Source organism: Allobosea sp. MMO-172, assembly GCF_037147855.1.
GTDB lineage: Bacteria > Pseudomonadota > Alphaproteobacteria > Rhizobiales > Beijerinckiaceae > Allobosea.
Map to the genome: position 1 here is coordinate 328,358 of NZ_JBBCUM010000005.1, position 19,369 is coordinate 347,726.

The 19,369-nt window shown below is 65.5% G+C and carries 19 protein-coding genes; 4 read left to right on the forward strand and 15 right to left on the reverse strand.

Features of this window, described 5'->3' with window-relative positions; genetic code table 11:
- Positions 1–5 precede the first annotated feature (5 nt).
- The 6 genes from WFK61_RS10660 to WFK61_RS10685 all read right to left on the reverse strand — a co-directional run bounded on the left by WFK61_RS10660 (position 6) and on the right by WFK61_RS10685 (position 6,094).
- Positions 6–1,391: a flagellin N-terminal helical domain-containing protein gene (locus WFK61_RS10660; protein WP_336811501.1), complete on the reverse strand. Its 1,386-nt coding sequence runs from the start codon at positions 1,389–1,391 to the stop codon at positions 6–8.
- 202 nt (positions 1,392–1,593) lie between these two features.
- Positions 1,594–2,985: a flagellin N-terminal helical domain-containing protein gene (locus tag WFK61_RS10665; RefSeq protein WP_336811502.1), complete on the reverse strand. Its 1,392-nt coding sequence runs from the start codon at positions 2,983–2,985 to the stop codon at positions 1,594–1,596.
- A gap of 463 nt (positions 2,986–3,448) precedes the next feature.
- Positions 3,449–3,904, reverse strand: a complete 456-nt coding sequence (locus tag WFK61_RS10670) for a hypothetical protein (protein WP_336811503.1) — start codon at positions 3,902–3,904, stop codon at positions 3,449–3,451.
- Between the two features lie 225 nt (positions 3,905–4,129).
- Positions 4,130–4,618: a hypothetical protein gene (locus tag WFK61_RS10675; protein ID WP_336811504.1), complete on the reverse strand. Its 489-nt coding sequence runs from the start codon at positions 4,616–4,618 to the stop codon at positions 4,130–4,132.
- Positions 4,605–4,961, reverse strand: a complete 357-nt coding sequence (locus WFK61_RS10680) for a rod-binding protein (RefSeq protein WP_336811505.1) — start codon at positions 4,959–4,961, stop codon at positions 4,605–4,607. Before WFK61_RS10680 ends, WFK61_RS10675 begins: the two co-directional genes overlap by 14 nt.
- Positions 4,961–6,094: a flagellar basal body P-ring protein FlgI gene (locus WFK61_RS10685; protein ID WP_442896286.1), complete on the reverse strand. Its 1,134-nt coding sequence runs from the start codon at positions 6,092–6,094 to the stop codon at positions 4,961–4,963. The genes WFK61_RS10680 and WFK61_RS10685 overlap by 1 nt, the downstream gene beginning before the upstream one ends.
- A 227-nt stretch (positions 6,095–6,321) precedes the next feature.
- Here WFK61_RS10685 and WFK61_RS10690 point away from each other — a divergent pair, with 227 nt between their 5' ends.
- Together WFK61_RS10690 and WFK61_RS10695 are read left to right on the forward strand one after the other, a co-directional pair.
- Positions 6,322–6,729, forward strand: coding sequence for a flagellar assembly protein FliX (locus tag WFK61_RS10690; RefSeq protein WP_336811506.1), 408 nt, complete (start codon positions 6,322–6,324; stop codon positions 6,727–6,729).
- A gap of 89 nt (positions 6,730–6,818) precedes the next feature.
- Positions 6,819–7,715 carry an alpha/beta hydrolase gene (locus WFK61_RS10695; RefSeq protein ID WP_336811507.1) on the forward strand — a complete coding sequence of 299 codons (897 nt, stop codon included), beginning with the start codon at positions 6,819–6,821 and terminating at the stop codon, positions 7,713–7,715.
- Between the two features lie 16 nt (positions 7,716–7,731).
- Here the strand turns inward: WFK61_RS10695 and WFK61_RS10700 are convergent, their stop codons facing one another.
- From WFK61_RS10700 to WFK61_RS10710, 3 genes are all read right to left on the reverse strand, one after another.
- Positions 7,732–8,277, reverse strand: coding sequence for a 2,4'-dihydroxyacetophenone dioxygenase family protein (locus WFK61_RS10700; protein WP_336811508.1), 546 nt, complete (start codon positions 8,275–8,277; stop codon positions 7,732–7,734).
- A gap of 89 nt (positions 8,278–8,366) precedes the next feature.
- Positions 8,367–9,104: an SDR family NAD(P)-dependent oxidoreductase gene (locus WFK61_RS10705; protein ID WP_336811510.1), complete on the reverse strand. Its 738-nt coding sequence runs from the start codon at positions 9,102–9,104 to the stop codon at positions 8,367–8,369.
- 231 nt (positions 9,105–9,335) lie between these two features.
- Positions 9,336–10,034 carry a hypothetical protein gene (locus tag WFK61_RS10710; protein ID WP_336811511.1) on the reverse strand — a complete coding sequence of 233 codons (699 nt, stop codon included), beginning with the start codon at positions 10,032–10,034 and terminating at the stop codon, positions 9,336–9,338.
- Positions 10,035–10,366: 332 nt separating this feature from the next.
- Here WFK61_RS10710 and WFK61_RS10715 point away from each other — a divergent pair, with 332 nt between their 5' ends.
- Positions 10,367–11,581 (forward strand): NADP-dependent isocitrate dehydrogenase, encoded by a 1,215-nt coding sequence (locus WFK61_RS10715; protein WP_306222657.1) that lies wholly within the window; start codon positions 10,367–10,369, stop codon positions 11,579–11,581.
- An 80-nt stretch (positions 11,582–11,661) separates the two neighbouring features.
- On the opposite strand, the gene WFK61_RS10720 is transcribed toward WFK61_RS10715, so the two are convergent.
- From WFK61_RS10720 to WFK61_RS10745, 6 genes are all read right to left on the reverse strand, one after another.
- Positions 11,662–12,297: a class I SAM-dependent methyltransferase gene (locus WFK61_RS10720; protein ID WP_336811512.1), complete on the reverse strand. Its 636-nt coding sequence runs from the start codon at positions 12,295–12,297 to the stop codon at positions 11,662–11,664.
- Positions 12,298–12,379: 82 nt separating this feature from the next.
- A complete protein-coding gene (locus WFK61_RS10725) occupies positions 12,380–13,003 on the reverse strand; it encodes a hypothetical protein (protein WP_336811513.1) in 624 nt (207 codons plus the stop codon).
- A 2-nt stretch (positions 13,004–13,005) separates the two neighbouring features.
- Entirely contained in the window at positions 13,006–14,157 is a 1,152-nt protein-coding gene (locus WFK61_RS10730) for a cyclic nucleotide-gated ion channel (protein ID WP_336811515.1), read from the reverse strand.
- 19 nt (positions 14,158–14,176) lie between these two features.
- Positions 14,177–16,819: an alanine--tRNA ligase gene (alaS, locus tag WFK61_RS10735; protein WP_336811516.1), complete on the reverse strand. Its 2,643-nt coding sequence runs from the start codon at positions 16,817–16,819 to the stop codon at positions 14,177–14,179.
- 187 nt (positions 16,820–17,006) lie between these two features.
- Positions 17,007–18,092 (reverse strand): recombinase RecA, encoded by a 1,086-nt coding sequence (gene recA / locus WFK61_RS10740; RefSeq protein ID WP_293807530.1) that lies wholly within the window; start codon positions 18,090–18,092, stop codon positions 17,007–17,009.
- A gap of 360 nt (positions 18,093–18,452) precedes the next feature.
- Entirely contained in the window at positions 18,453–19,022 is a 570-nt protein-coding gene (locus WFK61_RS10745; protein WP_336811517.1) for a helix-turn-helix transcriptional regulator, read from the reverse strand.
- Positions 19,023–19,125: 103 nt separating this feature from the next.
- Between WFK61_RS10745 and WFK61_RS10750 the strand changes: the two genes are divergently transcribed.
- Positions 19,126–19,281 carry a helix-turn-helix domain-containing protein gene (locus WFK61_RS10750; protein WP_336811518.1) on the forward strand — a complete coding sequence of 52 codons (156 nt, stop codon included), beginning with the start codon at positions 19,126–19,128 and terminating at the stop codon, positions 19,279–19,281.
- The last annotated feature ends 88 nt before the right edge of the window (positions 19,282–19,369 follow it).

Genomic DNA, 19,369 nt, shown 5'->3' on the forward strand with positions numbered 1-19,369 from the left:
CCGCGTCAGCCGAAGAGCCGGAGCACGCCCTGGTCAGCCTGGTTCGCCAGCGAGAGCGCGGTCTGCGAGAGCTGCTGGCGGGTGTTGAGGGCGAGCAGGCTCGCGCCTTCCTCGTTCGGATCGGCCAGCACGAGGTTACCCGCGCCAGTTGTCAGGACGTTGGCCAGTTCCTTGGTGAAGTCCTGGCGGGTCTGGGCGACCGAGAGGTTGGAGCCCAGGGTCGAGGCCAGCGACTTCAGCGAGGTCAGAGCGCCGGTGAGAGAAGCGGTGGCCTTGTCGAGGTCGGCATCGTTCTGGAAGTTGATGAAGCCGGTCAGCTGCGTGTTGACCGCGCGGGGAATGCCGAGATTGTCCGAGGTCAGGTTCGAGCCCTGAATGTCGAGCTTGGTCTGGTTCTTGCCGGTCTTCTCGTTGAACTGGATCGAGAGACGGTCGCCGGCGAGCAGGTTGATGCCGTTGAAGCTCGAGTCCTTGGCGAGATCGTCGATCTTGTTGCGCAGGTCGTTGAACTGATCGATCAGGTTCGAGCGCACCGCAGAGGTGATGTTGGAGCCAACGATCGAGGTCGTCGCCGAGTTGTCGGTGACCGCAAGGCCGAGGGACGTGTTGGCGTTCAGCGTCGCGCTTTGGGCATTGGTAACCGCCGCGTTATTGGCGGCATCGAGTTCAGCCTGCGTCGGGTTCGCGCCGGCCTGGGGGCCGCTGCCGAGGCCGAAGCCGAACTGAACCTTCTCCGAGCCCATGCCCTTGATGTTGAACTGGCCCTTCTCGTCGACGAAGGCAGTTGCAACACCCGACTGGTTCACGGCGTTGACGACGTCGCGGACGGTGGCGTTCGGGCCGACGGTCGCGGTGAAGCTGTTCGAGCCAGACACGACCGAGATGGCGTAGGTCTGGACGTTGCCGGCGGCGGGCGGAGCGATACCCAGGTTGCCGGAGTCCGTGGCGGTGGCGGTGTTGGCGGCTCCGGCGTTGTTATCGACGAGCGACTTGTCGAGCGCGATGTCCTTGAGGCTCTTGCTGGTCAGGGCAGCTTCGGCCGCGGTGGCGAGGCCCGTGCCGGCCTTGGTCGGGCGGTTCTGGGCCGCGTCCGACTGAGCCTGCTTGATCGTCGACTGGAGCGAGTTCACCAGCTTGGTGATGCCGTCGATGCCCTTGGAAGCAGCCTGGATGGTCTGGATGCCGTTCGAGATGCCGTCGAGCAGGCCGGTGAGCTGGCTGGAGCGGTCGTTCAGCGAGAGCGCAGTGAAGTAGTTCACCGGGTTGTCGATGGCGGAGTTGACCTTCTTGCCGGTCGCGAGGCGGTTCTGAATGACGCTCTGCTGGGCGGTGGTCTGCTGCAGCGTCAGCAGGTTGTTGCGAACGCCATTGGAAAGGATCGTGCTGGCCATCTTCGGTCCCCTGAACGCGCGATTCCGGCGCGATGCAACCTGATTTCAGGGGGGATCATTACTTGTTAGGGATAATAAAAGGTTAATTGCGCCGGCAATCTCGTTACTGCGTCAAAACGAAAAGTGGCGGAGCTTGATGCTCCGCCGCCTTTTGACTTCGCCCCGCGTTCTGCGGGCTGATCCGCTTTCTGCGGACCGAAGATCAGAACAGACGCAGGACCGCCTGCTCGCTCTGGTTCGAGAGCGACAGCGCCGTCTGCGAGAGCTGCTGACGGGTCTGCAGCGCGAGCAGGTTGGCGGCTTCCGAGTTCGCGTCGACGTTCACCAGGTTCGAGGCGCCCGAGCTGAGCACGTCGGCCATGTCCTTGGTGAAGTCCTGGCGGGCCTGGGCAACCGAGAGGTTCGCACCGAAGGTCGAGGACAGCGACTTCAGCGAGGTCAGCGCACCGGTCAGAGCCTGCGTGGCCTTGTCGAGGTCGGCGTCGTTCTGGAAGTTGATCTGGCCGGTGAGCTGGGTGTTGCCAGCCTTGACGATGCCAAGGTTGTCGGAGGTGACGTCCGAGCCCTGGATGTCCAGCTTGGTCTGGTTCTTGCCGGTCTTCTCGTTGAACTGGATCGAGAGACGGTCGCCCTTCAGCAGGTTGACGCCGTTGAAGCTCGAGTCCTTGGCGAGATCGTCGATCTTGCTGCGCAGGTCGTTGTACTGGTCGATCAGGTTCGAGCGCACCGCCGAGGTGATGCCGGACGAGGTGATCGAGGTCGTGGCGGAGTTGTCGGTGACGGCGAAGCCGAGAGTGGTGTTGGCGTTCAGCGTCGCGCTCTGGGCATTGGTGACCGCCGCCGCATTGGCGACGTCGAGTTCAGCCTGCGTCGGGTTCGCGCCGGCCTGGGCGCCGCTGCCAAGACCGAAGCCGAACTGAACCTTCTCCGAGCCCATGCCCTTGATGTTGAACTGGCCCTTCTCGTCGACGAAGGCAGTTGCAACACCCGACTGGTTCACGGCGTTGACGACGTCGCGGACAGTGGCGTTCGGGCCGACGGTCGCGGTGAAGCTGTTCGAGCCGGACACGACCGAGATAGCATAGGTCTGGACGTTGCCGGCGGCCGGCGGGGCGACGCCAAGGTTACCGGAATAGGTCGCGGTAGCGCCGTTGACGCCGGTCACCGGGTCCGTGCCGTTGTCATCGACGATCTTCTTGTCGAGCGCGATATCCTTCAGGCTCTTCGAGGACGCGGCCTGCTCCGCCGCGGTGGCGAGAGCGGTACCGGCCTTGGTCGGGCGGTTCTGAGCCGCGTCCGACTGAGCCTGCTTGATCGTCGACTGGAGCGAATTCACCAGCTTGGTGATGCCGTCGATGCCCTTGGAAGCAGCCTGGACGGTCTGGATGCCGTTCGAGATGCCGTCCAGCAGGCCCGAAAGCTGGCTGGAGCGGTCGTTCAGCGAAGCGGCGGTGAAGTAGTTAACGGGGTTGTCGACCGCGGTGTTGACCTTCTTGCCGGTCGCGAGCTTGAACTGGGAAGCTTGGGCCTGGGCGGCGGTCGACTGCAGCGAGGAGAGAGCGGAACGAACGCCCGAGGAGATAGAGACGGCCATTTGTTTTTACCTTCTGGTATGGAGCCTTCTGGCGTCCAAGCCGTTCTGGCCAGGACGGGGCGACCCTGCTGCCCCAGCCCGTAACAACAGGTAAATTTCAGCCGGCGAATTGAGCGGGATCGGCGCCTTGTCGGGGCATGGTTAAGCAGGCACTAACGGCGGGCGGCTTTCCGTCTCTTCGTCTCTCAGCCCTCATCCCAGAAATTGTAGCCCTCATCCTGAGGAGCGCCGTCAGGCGCATCTCGAAGGATGTTCCAGCTGTCTCCGGAGCCTCCTAGAGCATCCTTCGAGACGCGATCCTCTGGATCGCTCCTCAGGATGAGGGCTCCAGGAGTTATCAGTCAGCCCCCGATGATGAGGGCTTGCATCCTCCATGAGGGCCTTCGGTATCCGCAGGCCCCAAACGAAAACCGCCCGCGCGGAGGCGGGCGGCATACAATGCGATGGATAGGGGAGGAGGCGCTCAGGCTGTCCGCTCAACCTGATGTTGCTGGGTCTCGCTGGCTTCGCGGGCGCGTTCGCTGAGTTCGCGCGAATAGGCACGCAGCTTGAGCAGCGTCTCGTCCGGCAGCTGCGAGATCGTCTCGCCGGTATGCGGGTCCTTCTTCTGCAGCACGATCGCGCGGGTCTGCGGATCGATGATCAGCTTGCGCTCGACCGTCTCGTCGGTCGTGCGCGTTGCCTCGCGGTTGTTCTGGGCGTTGTCGCGGGCGCGGCGCTCGCCATCGGCGCGGCTCTGGGCGTCGCGCGCGTCGGCGCGGACCTCGACATTGACGGCGGCGCCGGCCGATGCCGATTGCACGGTCTTTTCGGGGGGGAGATCGACCGCGACGCTGCCGGCATGGGCCGTCACGTCAGAACGGCTGACAGGTGGCGGGCCGATCACGGCCGCGAGCTTGGGGGCGTTGCCAAAATCCATGACCACTCCTTCTGGAGTCGTTCACGGCGCCGTCGCGGCGCCATCGTCCGGTGCCGGGAGCAGGACGTGGCTACCCGACACTGCGCAGATTGGCAGAAAAGATTGAATCCGGCGTCAAGAAATTAGGTAAATCTTTAGGGTTTCTGGCGCAGCGGCGGCGTAAACCCTTTTTAAACCAAGGGGCTGGCGCTCCTGCCTTGGCGCGGGAGCGGCCTGCCGCAAGCCTCACAGCCGGCGCGACACCACCAGCGGCCCGGAATTCGGACGGGCGAAGACGCCGGCACCGACCGTCGCGGCCGGGCCGTAGCCATTGGCGCGCATCGGCTTGTTGGCATCGGCCGCAAGGTCCCGCACGATCGATTCCGAGACGGCGCGGGCCGTCGCCAGCACGATCTGGTTGGTCTCGATCAGGCTCTGGAAGGCGAGATGGGCGTCCTTGAGCCGCTTGACCTGATCCGGCACGAAGCGGGCGAGCGCCACGGCGTTCAGTTTCACCTGCTCGACGCCGCGCATGTAGATGCCGGCCAGCTCGGTCTTGCGCGGCTCGCGGGTCATCGCCTCCGGCAGGCGGCCGGCACGAACGAGCTCGGTTTCCTCGCCGACGAGATGGGAGAGGGCGCCGAGCGCCTCCAGCACGGCCTCGACCAGAGCGCGGGCGCTGAGCGCATCGGCGATGCGCGGGCGCTCGTCGAGGATCGGCTTAACGGCCAGCATTCTGGACTCCGCCCGCGGCCTGCTCCTGCAGGTTGATCAGGTCGCGCATGATCTGGTTGGACAGGCCGATGCCGCCGGCCTTCTGGATCTGCTGGGCGTATTGCTGGGTCAGCTGCGAGCGCCAGATGCCGCCGCCGGTGCCGTTCTCGCCGAGAGGGCCCTCGCCGGTTTCGCCGGCGAAGAGCTTCTCGGTCATCTGCTCGAGGAACATGGTCTCGAACTCGTCGGCCTGCTTCTTCGCCTTGGCCTTGGCCGGGTCGAGCGCATTGGCGATGCCGCTGGCGACCTTGCCGGCGACGCCGAGCGCGAGGTTCGCGGCGGGAAGCGCGAGGGCAGCAGTCATCACATCACCTCGATTTCGGCCTGCAGGGCGCCTGCCGACTTGATGGCCTGGAGAATGGAGATCAGGTCACGCGGGCCGATGCCGAGCGCATTGAGCCCGTCGACGAGCTCGGCCAGCGTCACGCTCTCCTTGACGAGCGCGAGCTTGTTGCCGCCGCCTGTATCGACCTTGACGTTGGTCCGGGGCGTCACGACGGTCTGGCCGCGCCCGAAGGGCTCGGGCTGGGAGACCTGCGGCTGCTCGCTGATCGTGACGGTGAGGTTGCCCTGCGCCACGGCGACCGTGGAGACGCGGACATCCTTGCCCATGACGATGATGCCGGAGCGCTCGTCGATGACGATGCGGGCGAGCTGGTCGGGCTCGACGCGCAGCTGCTCGATATCGGTGAGCAGGCGGATCATGTTGCCCTTGAAACGGGCCGGAATCTGCAGGACCACGGTCGAGGGGTCGGTCGGCTCGGCCGAGTCGCCGCCGACGAAATCGTTGATCGCGGCGGCCATGCGGCGCGCGGTGGTCAGGTCGGGATTGCGCAGCGACAGGCGCAGCGTCGAGAGCTTGTTCAGCGCGAAGTCGATCTCGCGCTCGACGACGCCGCCATTGGCGATGCGGCCGACGGTCGGCACGCCGCGGGTGATCTTGCTGGCCTCGCCCTCGGCCGAGAAGCCGGAGATCGCGACCGGGCCCTGCGACACCGCATAGACCTCGCCATCGGCGCCGAGCAGCGGCGTGACCAGCAGCGTGCCGCCCTGCAGCGACTTGGCGTCGCCCATGGCCGAGACGGTGACGTCGACGCGCGTGCCCTGGGTGGCGAAGGGCGGCAGGTTGGCGGTCACCATCACGGCGGCGACGTTGGCTGTGCGCATGTTGGCGCCGCGGGTGTTGACGCCGAGGCGCTCCAGCATCGCCTGCAGGGACTGCTTGGTGAAGGGGGTGTTATTGAGAGTGTCGCCGGTGCCGTTGAGGCCGACGACGATGCCGTAGCCGAGGAGCTGGTTCGTGCGCACGCCTTCGACAGAGGCCAGGTCCTTGATGCGCGAGAGCGCGAACACCGGCTGCGACGACAGGCCGACGACCACGGCCAGCATGGCGGCCAGCGGCTTCAGCAGCGTCTTCAGGGCGGGGTTGCGGAACATGCGTCTGGCACCGGAGGGTGGTTGAACTCGTCCGACCCTTGCGAGGGCCGTGCCAAACCGCTCGAATTTGAAAAGCCTTGTTTGTCAGTCCTTTGCAGTTCGGCCTCATGGTCGGGAGGCTCTTGCGGAGCCTGCGCTTCCTGCCGGGGCGGCAGTTTCTGCCGGGCAATTTACCGGCTGTTAACTGTCTTCCGACAAGACTTCATTAACCCTTCACGAGGCCGCCGATGATCAGGATCGACCAGCGCGCGCCCGTCTCGAATGCCGGCCCGGCCAGTTCCGCGAGGCGCTCGAGCGGCGCGGCCTTCACGCTTCCGACGCAGGAATCCGCGACTGCTGCTCGCAGCAGCGGCGTCAGCGCGGCAGGCCCGCTCGACACCTTGCTCGCCGTCCAGGCGGAGGAAGACACGCAGGACCGCAAGCGCCGGCAGGCCAGGCGCGGGCACGACCTGCTCGACGGGCTCGACCGGCTGAAGGCGGCCCTGCTCGCCGGCCGGGTGCTGCCCTCGGAGTTGGAGCGTCTGCGCACGACCTTGGCGCTTCGGCGCGAGACGACGGACGATCCGCGTCTCGACGAGGTTCTGGCGCATATCGAACTGCGCGCAGCCGTGGAGCTGGCGAAGCTCAAGCGCTGAGCTCGCAAGGCACCGCCTTAGAAAAGGCTGAAATCCAGCCCTGCATCTCCCGATCTGGCCGGCCTTTCCGGCTGGTCGGAGTGCCTGCCATGAATCTCGCCTGGATTGGTCGCAGCTTGGCCCGGCTCGCGCTGACGGCATGGCTGTTTCCGCTCCTGGGCGCTTTCGCGCTGGCGCAGGGCCGGAGCGCCGAACGTTTCGGACAGGCAGGCCCTTATGAAATCACCGTTGTGCAGCAGCCGCTGTGCTGCGACGGCAAGGGCAATGGCGTCGAACTCTATCTGCCGCGCCCGCGGCGCGCCGGCGAAACCTTCCCGGTTGTGACCTGGGGCAACGGAACCTGGGCCAAGCCAGACAAATACGCCTTCCTGCTTCGCCACCTGGCATCCTGGGGGATGGTCGTGGTCGCCACGCGGGATTCTAGCGTGGGAACTGGCGAGACGCTGCTGGATGCGCTCGCTTTGGCGGAGCGAAGTGACAAGGCCTTGCTGATGGACCGTGGCCGCATCGCGGCCATCGGGCATTCGCAAGGTGCATCCGGAGCGTTCAACGCCCTGGTCGCGAAGCCCTCGATCAAAACGGCCGTGCTCTTCGACCTGCCCGGGCGGCGCCTATGCAACCGGGAGCATTGTGCCCAGATCCCGGGCGGCCTGCGGGAGAAGCAATCGGTCCTGTTCCTCTCCGGCGAGAAGGACCCGCTGTCATCGTCCGAGATGGTGGATGCCTATTTCGGCGAGGTCCCGGCGGGCAGGCTGCGTGCCAAGGCCGCGGTCGTCGAGGCTGATCACAATGATATCCAGGGCCAGCCGGATTGTCCGTCTTTCGCGATCGGTTGCCGGAAAGGCATCGGCGCCTTCCTGCCCTATGCGACCGCCTGGCTGCGTTGGCAGATCGCCGCAGACAAGGCCGCAGCTGCCGTTTTTTCCGGCCGGGATGCGCCGTTCTCGCGCGATCCGCTTCTGACCGGGGCCGTCATCGCCCGCTGACGACGATTGGTCTGCGTCAGCGAATGAACTGATCGACATAATCTGCGCCCAGCCCGTTCTGGGCGTAATGTGCGCGGCATTTGTCGATGCGAGTGAAGACGTCGTCATAGCCCAGGCATTTGCCGTCCGGGTCGACATAGATCATCGCGCCATTGACCTGGAACATGGTGATCATCTCTTCAGTTTCGGGATCGACCACCAGCGTGTGCGTCTCGCCGGGTGCCTCGTAGACATAGGAGCCCTCGGTCGCGACCCAGTCATGTTCGAGATAGCGCCATTGGCCCTTGAGCACATAGCCATGGACCGGCAGCGGGTGGCGGTGGCGCGAGAGCACGCCGGCGCGGCGGACCTTGAGCAGGTTCATCCAGTAGCCGCGCGAGGTGCAGAGGAGCAGGGGGCGGAACCAGACATTGTCGTCGACCGGAACCCAGACGCGCTCGTCGGTCGGGATGACATTCGGGACGATCAGCTCCGGCGGCGATTCCTTCGGCTGGGGATGCCGATAGGGCGTCCAGCGCTCCTCCTGCGTGGCCGCGACGGGCATCGGGCTCGTCGTGTTCATGGCGTCTCTCCCGTGCTGATGTTTTGATTCAATGTGCGCAGAATCTGATTCAGGTTTCCGGCCCAAGTCTTTGGGCAGGAATCGCTTTCCTAGACGGCGAGGTAGCCGCCATCGACCGGCAGGATCGCGCCGGTGACGAACTGGGCCGCGTCCGACAGCAGGAAGGCGATGGCGCCGCCGACATCGCCGGGCTTGCCCCAGCGGCCCATCGGGGTGCGGGCAAGGATCGGCGCCGAGCGCTCGGCATCCTCGACCAGCGGCCGGGTCAGCTCGGTCTCGATCCAGCCGGGCGCGACCGCGTTGACGCGGATGCCGTCCTGCGCCCAGGCGGCGCCGAGCGACTTGGTGAGCTGGCCGATGCCGCCCTTCGAGGCGGCATAGCCCGGCGCGAAGGGGGAGCCGTGAAAGGTCAGCATCGAGGCGATATTGACGATGGCGCCGCCCGTCTTGTCCGCGCCCTTGGCGGCGAGCTTGTCCTTGGCGGCGAGGCACATCCGCATCGTGCCGCTGAGATTGACCTCGATCGTCAGGCGGAAGGCCTCGATCTCGAATTCCTTGCCGCCGCGCTGGATCATGCCGGCGCAGTTGACCAGCGCGTCGAGGCGCGGGCGGGTCGCGACGATGGCGGCGACCTCGGCGTCGCGGGTCACGTCGAGCCGGGCATGGCGGATGGCAGGATGGGCCGGCGCCGCCGCGACCTCCTCCTCGGTCAGGCCGGTGGCAAGGACGTCGTAGCCGGCCGTGGCGAGCGCGAGGGCGGCGCCTGCGCCGATGCCGCGCGTGCCGCCGGTGACGAGAGCGAACTTGGTTGAAGTCGAGTGTGTCATGGGGCGAGGCTAGAGCGGCCCGCGCCCAGGGGGAAGGCGGGATGATGCAGGCCGCCATGAAGCGTCGGTCTGCGTCAAGATTGGCGAGCCCTCATCCTGAGGAGCCATTTCGGATGAAATGGCGTCTCGAAGGATGCTTAAGGAGGCTCTGGAGTGATCTGGAACATCCTTCGAGACGCCGCGTGCCGCGGCTCCTCAGGATGAGGGCTGCAATTGAAGCGCAGGCTCAGGTCAGTCCCACTTGTACTTCAAGGAGAGCATGGCCCGGCCGCGCGTCTCGAAATCGCTGGCCACGAGCGGCACCTTGCGCGCCAGCGTGACGTCGAATGAGGTCTGCCAGGGCAGGTCGGCGAGCTTGGCGAGATCGACCGACAGCTTCATCTCCGGCGTCATCGCGGTGTGGAAGCCGTCTCCCGGCGCGAAGACGTAATAGCCGCCCATCGTGAGCTGCGAGGTCAGCGTGAGATGGGGGAGCAATTCCTGCCGATAGCCGATCAGCGCTTCGCCAGTCTGTTCGGGATTGCCGTAGAGCGCGCTGCCGCCACCAGTGGCGAGCCCCCAGATGAAGCCTTTGCCAGGGCGGGCGGGCTGGGCGAGGCGCCAGCGCAATTCCGCGTTTCGCGTCGCGCTGGCGCTGTCCGGATCGGAGAGCGTCGTCGAGAGCGAGAAGATGTCCTGCCCGAGCTTGAAGCCGACCGAGCGGTCCTGCGCCGCGCTCATCATGTTCTGGCGCGCGGCGAAACCCTTGCGGATGATGTCGACCGGGATCGGAGCCCGCGCCCGCAGATGCGCGCCGGAAGAGGCGGCGGCGCGGCCGAGTGCGGCCAGCCCCGGATCGAAGACGATCGCGTCGGGGTCGCTCGCGGCCAGCGCCGGCATCTCGTCCGCGTCGGGATCGATCAATGCGCCGCGCGGGATCGGCAGCGGCATGACAGGGGTCTCCTCCGCCGTAAGCGGCGTGGAGGCGAGGGCGGGACTGAGCGTCGCCGCGATAAGGAGCGTGGCCGGCGCAAGGCCAGGCCGGCAATCGAAAATGAAACGGAACACGTCGTTCGTCCTGTCGCTATGACGAGCGGCAGGTCAGGCTAGGCCGGGAAGGTGCCGATTTTGCGGCAGTGCAGCATAATGATTGTTGCGTGAGATTGCCCGAAAGCCGCGCTTCCCCCGCCGCGCGTAACCCGCTAGGAAGCGACCCAGCCGAGGATGCCGGCCGAAAGCCGCCGTTTCGGATCGTTCTATCTGGAGAGAACAGGGGTCATCGCATGAGCAAGATCAAGGTCGCCAACCCGGTCGTCGACATGGACGGCGACGAGATGACCCGGATCATCTGGCAGAAGATCAAGGACACCCTGATCTTCCCGTATCTGGATCTCGAGCTCGACTATTACGACCTCTCGGTCGAGAACCGCGACGCGACCAACGATCAGGTCACGATCGACGCCGCCAACGCCACCAAGAAACACGGCGTTGCCGTCAAGTGCGCGACCATCACGCCGGACGAGGGCCGCGTGAAGGAGTTCAACCTCAAGGAAATGTGGAAGTCGCCGAACGGCACGATCCGCAACATCCTCGGCGGCGTGATCTTCCGCGAGCCGATCATCTGCAAGAACGTGCCGCGCCTCGTCCCGGGCTGGACCCAGCCGATCGTCATCGGCCGTCATGCTTTCGGCGACCAGTACCGCGCGACGGACTTCAAGTTCCCGGGTAAGGGCACGCTCTCGATCAAGTTCGTCGGCGAGGACGGCAAGGTCATCGAGAAGGAGGTCTTCAAGGCCCCCGAGGCCGGCGTCGCCATGGCGATGTACAATCTCGACGACTCGATCCGCGACTTCGCCCGCGCTTCGCTGAACTACGGCCTGATCCGCAAGTACCCGGTCTATCTCTCGACCAAGAATACCATCCTCAAGACCTATGACGGCCGCTTCAAGGACATCTTCGAGGAGATCTACCAGGCCGAGTTCAAGGCGGAGTTCGACAAGCTCGGCATCACCTACGAGCACCGCCTGATCGACGACATGGTCGCCTCGGCGATGAAGTGGTCCGGCGGCTATGTCTGGGCCTGCAAGAACTACGACGGCGACGTGCAGTCCGACACGGTGGCGCAGGGCTTCGGCTCGCTCGGCCTGATGACCTCGGTGCTGATGACGCCGGATGGCAAGACCGTCGAGGCCGAGGCCGCGCACGGCACGGTGACCCGCCACTATCGCGAGCATCAGAAGGGCAAGGAGACCTCGACGAACTCGATCGCCTCGATCTTCGCCTGGACCCGTGGCCTCAGCCACCGTGCCAAGCTCGACAATAATGCCGAGCTCGCCAAGTTCGCGGCGCTGCTGGAGAAGGTCACGGTCGACACGGTCGAGGCCGGCGACATGACCAAGGATCTCGCGCTGCTGGTCGGCGCCGAGCAGAAGTGGCTCTCGACCACCGGCTTCCTCGAGAAGGTCAGCGAGAACATGCGCAAGGCGATGGCCGCCTGATTTCAGGCGCATCGTTGCGTGGAATGAGAAGCCCGGCCGAAAGGCCGGGCTTTTTCATGCGCTGTACTCGCCTGCGGAGATCAGGCCTTCCGCGCCACGATATAGGGGCGCCAGTGCTTGGCCTTGCTCGCGTGGTTCTCGACGGCCAGAATCTGAAAGCCCACCGCCGACACACGCTCTTTCAGCTCTGCCACGCTGAAGACGGCAGCATAGGGCGCCAGCCGTAGCGCGCGCATCACAGGCAGGGCAGCGTATCCGACAAGCGGGTTCATATCCCCGATACAGGGGGTCTTCGAGATGAACAGCCCACCCTCGGCGAGCAAGCCGCGGATATGTTCCAGCGTTCCGGGCAGGTCACGCACCAGATGCAGGTAGCTGAAGCCCAGAACGGCATCGAAAGGAGCGTCGGGGCCGAGCGCTTCGGCGGTGGTGACGCGGAAGCTCAATCCCGGGATCGCTTCAGCCGCCAGTTTCTGCTCGGCAATCGCGATCATGCCGGTCGAGATATCGGTGGCCAGATAGCTTTGCACGCCGCCGGCCAGCCTGAGTGCCGTCGATCCGGTGCCGCAGCCGAGTTCCAGCACCCGGTCCTGCGGTTTCAGCTGCTCGCGCGTCCGCTCCAGCGTGCGTTCATAACCGGCGAGATCCGCGATGGCGCTGCGCGCATATCGGCTCGACGTCCGATCCCAGAAGCGGGCATCGCTCGCGCTGCTCATCTCTCGGCACTCCCCAAAGCAAGGCCGGTATAAGCGGCGAAGATTGCGGGAGTTTTATGCGAAACGGCCCGCGAGAGGCGGGTCATTCCACCTTGACCGGTCGCCGCGCCAGAATCCGATGCTCCGCCAGCGGCGCATGCAGCACGTAGCGCAGTTCATAGAGGCCCGGCTGGTCTGGCGCCTCCAGCGTCGCCTCGACATTCTCGGCCGGGAAGAAGCGCGGGCCGTCCGCATCGGCCGGGGCGTCGGGCTTCACCAGCATGACGCGGTCCTGCTCGCCATTGGGGCCGATGCCGCGCACCGGCAGGCCCTGGCCACGGCCGACGCGCTCCGGCGCGGCCAGCGTCGCGCTCGGCTCCGTCGTGGCGAGCGGCTCGCGCAGCAGGATCACGGGCGTGCCGTCTTTCTCCACGGTCAGGCGCAGTTCATAGGTACCGACGGCGCCCGGCGTTGGCAGGGTGGGGACGGCGTTCTTCGGCTCGACGACGACGATCGCCTTGCTCGCCGGATCGTCCGGGCGGGCGATGGCGAGGCGGGCGCCTTGCGGCGCGTTGCTCAGGAAGACGCTGAGCGGCGCGCCGGCGACGATGGTCCGGGCCGCGGAGAGGGCGAGGGCGTCATTCCGGCGTTGTGCGGGTTTCGTCTGCGCAACAGCGAGCGCCGGCAGGAGCAGGGCGGCGAGCGCGATCAGGAGGCGGCGTTTCACGTTCATCCTCTCGCCAGCGTCCGGATGCGCTCGGCAAGCCGGGGGTGGCGCGTGGTGAGCGCCCGGAAATCGATGGGGTCGAGGACCAGGAGCTTGGAAGGAACCGTCGCCACCGCCGCTTGCGGGCAGGGCGAATGGCTGGCGATGGCGATATCATCGAGCTGGAGTTCGCCGAAAAAATGGCCTTCGTCGAGCCGGTCGCGGCTGTTGGCGAGCGCGACCTCGACCTCGCCACTGGCGATGAAATAGAGCGCCCGGCCGGGCTCGCCCTGATGCATGATGACGGCGCCCGAGCGGACCGACTGGGCGCGCAGGAACTGCATCACGGCGGCGATCTCGCTGGCATCGAGCCCGCCGAAGAGCGGCACGCGTGCGATCATGCTCCAGGTGACGACGAATTCGCGCCGGTGGATCTCCTGCGCGAAGGCGGTGGCGACGATACCAACGGGCAAGGCGAGCATGACGAGGCCGAGCACGGCGGTGACGGCCGCGACCGCCTTGCCGGCCGCGGTGATCGGATAGACATCGCCATAGCCGACTGTGGTCAGGGTGATGATCGCCCACCACATCGCATCGGGAATGGTGCCGAACTTGTCGGGCTGGGCCTCATGCTCGACGAGATGCATGGCGCTCGCCGCGACCAGCATCACGCCCATCAGGATGACGAAGCAGGCGACCAGCGCCTTGCGCTCGGCCGCCAGCGCCGCCGCGAGCGAGGCCATGCCGGGCGAATAGCGGCCGAGTTTGAAGAAGCGCAGCAGCCGCAGCAGCAGGAGGATGCGGATTTCGCCGAAGCCCAGCAGCGCGGCACCGAGCGGCAGGATCGCGAGCAGGTCGATGATGGCCGGGAAGGAGCGGAGATAGGCGAGGCGGGCCCGCGTCGCGCTGAGCCCGCGATAGCGGGCATGCTCGGGCGCGATCCAGATGCGGATGGCGTACTCGACCGTGAAAACCGCGAGCGAGATGCGCTCCAGCAGGTCGAAGGCTGGGCCGAAGCGGGCGGCGAGCGCGGGAACCGATTCCAGCACGATCGCCAGCACGTTGGCGCAGATCAGCGCGACCAGCGCCCGGTGGATCACGGTGGCGACGAGATCGTCGCCGGCACCGTGATCGAACCACAGGTGAACCTGCCACCGCCAGCCCCGTCGAGGCATGGCGGCGGCCATCTCTCCGTCAGCCCATCGCGGCCGCGACGGCGTCCAGCGCGGCCTGCGCCTTGCTGCCGTCCGGCCCGCCGGCCTGGGCCATGTCGCGGCGACCGCCGCCGCCCTTGCCGCCGAGCTGCTCGGAGGCGACACGCACCAGAGCGACCGCATCGAAGCGCTCGGTCATATCAGGCGTGACGCCGACGACGACGCCGGCCTTGCCGTCATCGGCGACGCCGACGATGGCGACGACGCCGGAGCCGACGCGGGCCTTGGCCTCGTCGGCGAGGCTCTTCAGGTCCTTCATCTCGATGCCGGTGACGGCGCGGGCCAGCAGCTTGGCGCCGGCGATCTCCTGGATCGGGTCCTCGGCCGCGCCGCCGCCGCCCATGGCGAGCTTCTTGCGGGCCTCGGTCAGCTCGCGGTCGAGCTTGCGGCGCTCCTCGATCAGGGCGGCGAGGCGGTTGCCGGCCTCGGAAGCGGGGACCTTGAGCAGGCTCGCGAGACCGTCGAGCAGGCGCGATTCCTCGTTGAGGCGCAGGCGGGCGCCATTGCCGGTCATCGCCTCGAGGCGGCGCACGCCGGCCGCGACGGCGCCTTCGCCGACGATGCTGACGAGGCCGATATCGCCGGTGCGCGAGGCATGGGTGCCGCCGCAGAGCTCGACCGAATAGGCGCGGCCGGCCGGGTTCGTGCCCATCGCGACGACGCGGACCTCGTCACCGTATTTCTCGCCGAAGAGCGCGCGAGCACCCGAGGCGATCGCCTCGTCGACGCTCATCAGGCGGGTCGTGACCGGCTCGTTCTGGAGGACGATCGCATTGGCGATCTCCTCGACCTCGCGCAGCTCCTCGGCGCTGATCGGCTTGGGATGCGAGAAGTCGAAGCGCAGGCGATCGGCCGAGACCAGCGAGCCCTTCTGCGCGACGTGGTCGCCGAGGACGAGGCGCAGCGCCTCGTGCAGCAGGTGCGTCGCCGAGTGGTTGGCGCGGATCGCGGTGCGGCGCTCATGGTCGACGACGAGCTCGACGGCGGCGCCGAGCTTCAGCTCGCCTTCCTTGACCGTGACGCTATGGGCGAAGACATCGCCGAGCTTCTTCTGGACGTCGGAGACCTCGACCACCGTGCCCGGCGCCTTGACCAGACCGGCATCGCCGACCTGGCCGCCGGACTCGCCATAGAACGGGGTCTGGTTGACCAGCATGAAGCCGCTTTCGCCGGCCTTCAGGGACTGGACCTCGGCATTGTCGCGGATCAGCGCGGTGACCACGCCCTCGGCGGTCTCGGTGTCGTAGCCGAGGAACTCGGTCGCGCCGACCTTGTCGCGCAGCGGGAACCAGAGCGTCTCGGTGGCAGCCTCGCCGGAGCCGGACCAGGCAGCGCGCGCCTTGGCCTTCTGCTGCTGCATGGCGGCGTCGAAGCCCTCGGTATCGACGGTGATCTCGCGGGCGCGCAGCGCGTCCTGCGTCAGGTCGAGCGGGAAGCCGTAGGTGTCGTAGAGCGTGAAGGCGACATCGCCCTTGAGGCTCTGGCCGGCGGTCAGGTCCTTCGAGGCGTCGTCGAGCAGGGTGAGGCCGCGGGCCAGCGTGGTGCGGAAGCGGGTCTCTTCCAGTTTCAGCGTCTCGGTGATCAGGGCCTCGGCGCGCAGCAATTCGGGATAGGCGCGACCCATTTCGCGGGTGAGCGCCGGCACGAGCTTGTAGAGCAGCGGTTCCTTGGCGCCGAGCAGTTGCGCATGGCGCATGCCACGGCGCATGATCCGGCGCAGCACATAGCCGCGGCCTTCGTTCGAGGGCAGCACGCCGTCGGCGATCAGGAAGGCGGAGCAGCGCAGATGGTCGGCGATGACGCGATGGCTCGCCTTCATCGGGCCGTCCGGATCGACCGAGGTCAGGTCGGCGATGGCGCCGATCAGGGCACGGAACAGGTCGATATTGTAGTTGTCATGCGTGCCCTGGAGCACGGCCGCGATACGCTCCAGCCCCATGCCGGTATCGATCGAGGGGCGGGGCAGGTTGGTGCGGATGCCGCCCGCGGCCTCCTCGTACTGCATGAACACGAGATTCCAGATCTCGATGAAGCGGTCGCCGTCCTGCTCGGCGGAGCCGGGCGGGCCGCCCCAGATATGGTCGCCATGGTCATAGAAGATCTCGGAGCAGGGGCCGCAGGGGCCGGTATCGCCCATGCGCCAGAAGTTGTCCGAGGTCGGGATGCGGATGATCTTGTCGTCGGTCAGGCCGGCGATCTTCTTCCAGAGGGCGTGCGCCTCGTCGTCCTCGGAATAGACGGTGACCGTCAGCTTGTTCTTGGGCAGGCCGAATTCGCGGGTGACCAGGGTCCAGGCGTGGTTGATCGCCTGTTCCTTGAAGTAGTCGCCGAAGGAGAAGTTCCCCAGCATCTCGAAGAAGGTGTGATGGCGGGCGGTGTAGCCGACATTGTCGAGGTCGTTGTGCTTGCCGCCGGCGCGCACGCATTTCTGGGCGGTGGTGGCGCGCGAATAGGGGCGCTTCTCCTGGCCGGTGAAGACGTTCTTGAACTGCACCATGCCCGAATTGGCGAACATCAGCGTCGGGTCGTTGCGCGGCACGAGCGGGCTCGACGGCACGATCTCGTGGCCCTGGGACTGGAAGTAGTCGAGGAAGGTCGACCGGATATCGTTGACGCCGCTCATCGCTGTCTTGCGCTCTGATCTTGGGCAGGAGGCCGGGCGCGCCCGGCAGGAAGGTCCGGTTCTAGTCAGGCCGCTCGCCGCTGTCCAGAAAGCTTGATGCAGCGCACACCCGGCAAGGCCTTATTCTGAAACGAAAAGGCGGCCTGGAGGGCCGCCTTCGCATTCGTTCCGGACTGAAGAGGCCGTCTCAGGCTTCTCCTTCGTCGAGATCGTCCGCCGTCGGGTCGGCCTGGTCGAGGATGCGGTCGGCGACGAGGCCGGAATTCTGCCGGATCGTGGCCTCGATCTTGGCGGCGACGTCCGGGTTGGCCTTGAGGAAGCTCTTGGCGTTCTCGCGGCCCTGGCCAAGGCGCTGGCTGTCGAAGGAGAACCAGGCGCCGGCCTTCTCGACCATGCCGGCCTTGACGCCGAGATCGATCAATTCGCCGACCTTCGAGATGCCCTCGCCGAACATGATGTCGAACTCCACCTGCTTGAAGGGCGGCGCGACCTTGTTCTTGACGACCTTGACGCGAACCTGGTTGCCGGTCGCCTCGTCGCGCTCCTTGAGCGTCGAGACGCGGCGGATGTCGAGGCGCACGGAAGCGTAGAACTTGAGCGCGTTGCCGCCGGTCGTGGTCTCCGGCGAACCGTACATCACGCCGATCTTCATGCGGATCTGGTTGATGAAGATGACCATGCAGTTCGAGCGCGAGATCGAGGCCGTGAGCTTGCGCAGGGCCTGGCTCATCAGGCGGGCCTGAAGGCCGGGCTGGACATCGCCCATCTCGCCCTCGATCTCGGCGCGGGGTGTCAGCGCCGCGACGGAGTCGACCACGAGCACGTCGATCGCGCCGGAGCGGACGAGCGTGTCGGTGATCTCCAGTGCCTGCTCGCCGGTATCGGGCTGCGAGATCAAGAGGTCGTCGAGATTGACGCCGAGCTTGCGGGCATAGACCGGATCGAGCGCATGCTCGGCATCGACGAAGGCGCAGACGCCGCCCTTCTTCTGGGCCTCGGCGATGGTGTGCAGGGCCAGCGTGGTCTTGCCCGAGGATTCCGGCCCGTAGATCTCGATGACGCGGCCCTTGGGCAGGCCGCCGACGCCGAGCGCGATGTCGAGGCCGAGCGAACCGGTCGAAATCGTCTCGATCTCGATTGCCTGCGGGTTCTTGCCGAGCCGCATGATCGAGCCCTTGCCGAAAGCGCGCTCGATCTGGGAGAGCGCCGCATCCAGCGCCTTGGCCTTGTCCATCGAGGAGCCTTCCACGAGTTTGAGATTCGCCTGATTCACGGTTCGGGCTCCTTATGGCAGGGCGAGGGGGACATCTCAATGCGTCTTGACATGAGAATGGTCATGCTTTGTTCTCAGTCGCAAGTTCTTTTTTTGTTCTCGGTGTCAGTTTCTGTCAGGAGGAGTGTTGGAGGCGAGAAAGATATTTGGCGGCGGCTCCCGCGTAGATATTTGTCGGAGCTGTGGGCTAACCCGTTGAAATATAACGGGGTGAACGGTCCCAAATGAGCAGCCCCAGAAAACCAATATACGATCTTCGCCGGTTATCTCCTAAGCCTCTGAAAATACTGGAATAACTAAACCCACTGTCCGCTTGTAGTATTGTCGAGGTTATCGACTAAGGACCCTGTTGGCGACCGACTAAGGACCCTTCGCCCTCTGCTTGGCCTTCTTGGGCGGCTCGGCAAGCTGGGCCTGGTCTCGCACCAGCATCCATTCGATTCGGTCGGGATCGACGCCCATAGTGTAGAAATCCTGGCGGGCGAAGTCCTGAATAGCTCGGATGAACTGCTCTTCGTATGGCTGAACAGGTGTTGGTTGAGAGTCAGATTTTACCGAGGATGTTAGCTCTTCGGCCAGCAGATTCAGGATTTTATAGTGCGAATTCAGCCCGCGAAGGCCACGGACGATAACTAACTCGTCATCGGATATCATGAATTTAGGAATGCTTCCGGGAGATTTTTCTTTCATCGACTTGATGATGTTGTTTTCAATATCAAAATGCGTTTTCGCGAGATCGTCCAGATGGTCTCCGAAAAGAATTTGCCGCTTGCTCACGCCAGTCTCTTTCTCGATCAACGCAAAGACGTTGCTGTTCGGAATTCGCCGGCCTGCCTCATAGTTAGCGAGTGCGCTTCGGCTAATACCTAGCGCCTTCGCAAATTCTTCTTGGGTGCGCTTGCCTCGCGCGGCGCTCAGGCGGATGCCCACGGCCTTCAGTGCTTCGTTATCGAAACTTTTTCGCATTGACACGGCACATTATTGAAACATATGGTTCCCATGTTTCATTATCGAAACATGAAGGATTCTCACCGTGGCAGATCGTGCTAGCGAGATAAAGGGACGGTTCGAGGCCGAAGGCATTTCGATCGCCGAATGGGCGCGCGAGAATGGCTTCAACGTCCGCACAGTTTATGCGGTCCTGTATGGGGAGCTGAAGGCGAAGCTGTGTTTCGGCGTGCAAGTTTGACCCCTTGAGGCGGGGGATCGGCGTCCAACTTTGACCCCCTTGAGCCGGTTTCGGTGAGACTGTCCGTTCTGGTTTCAGACGGGCGGGC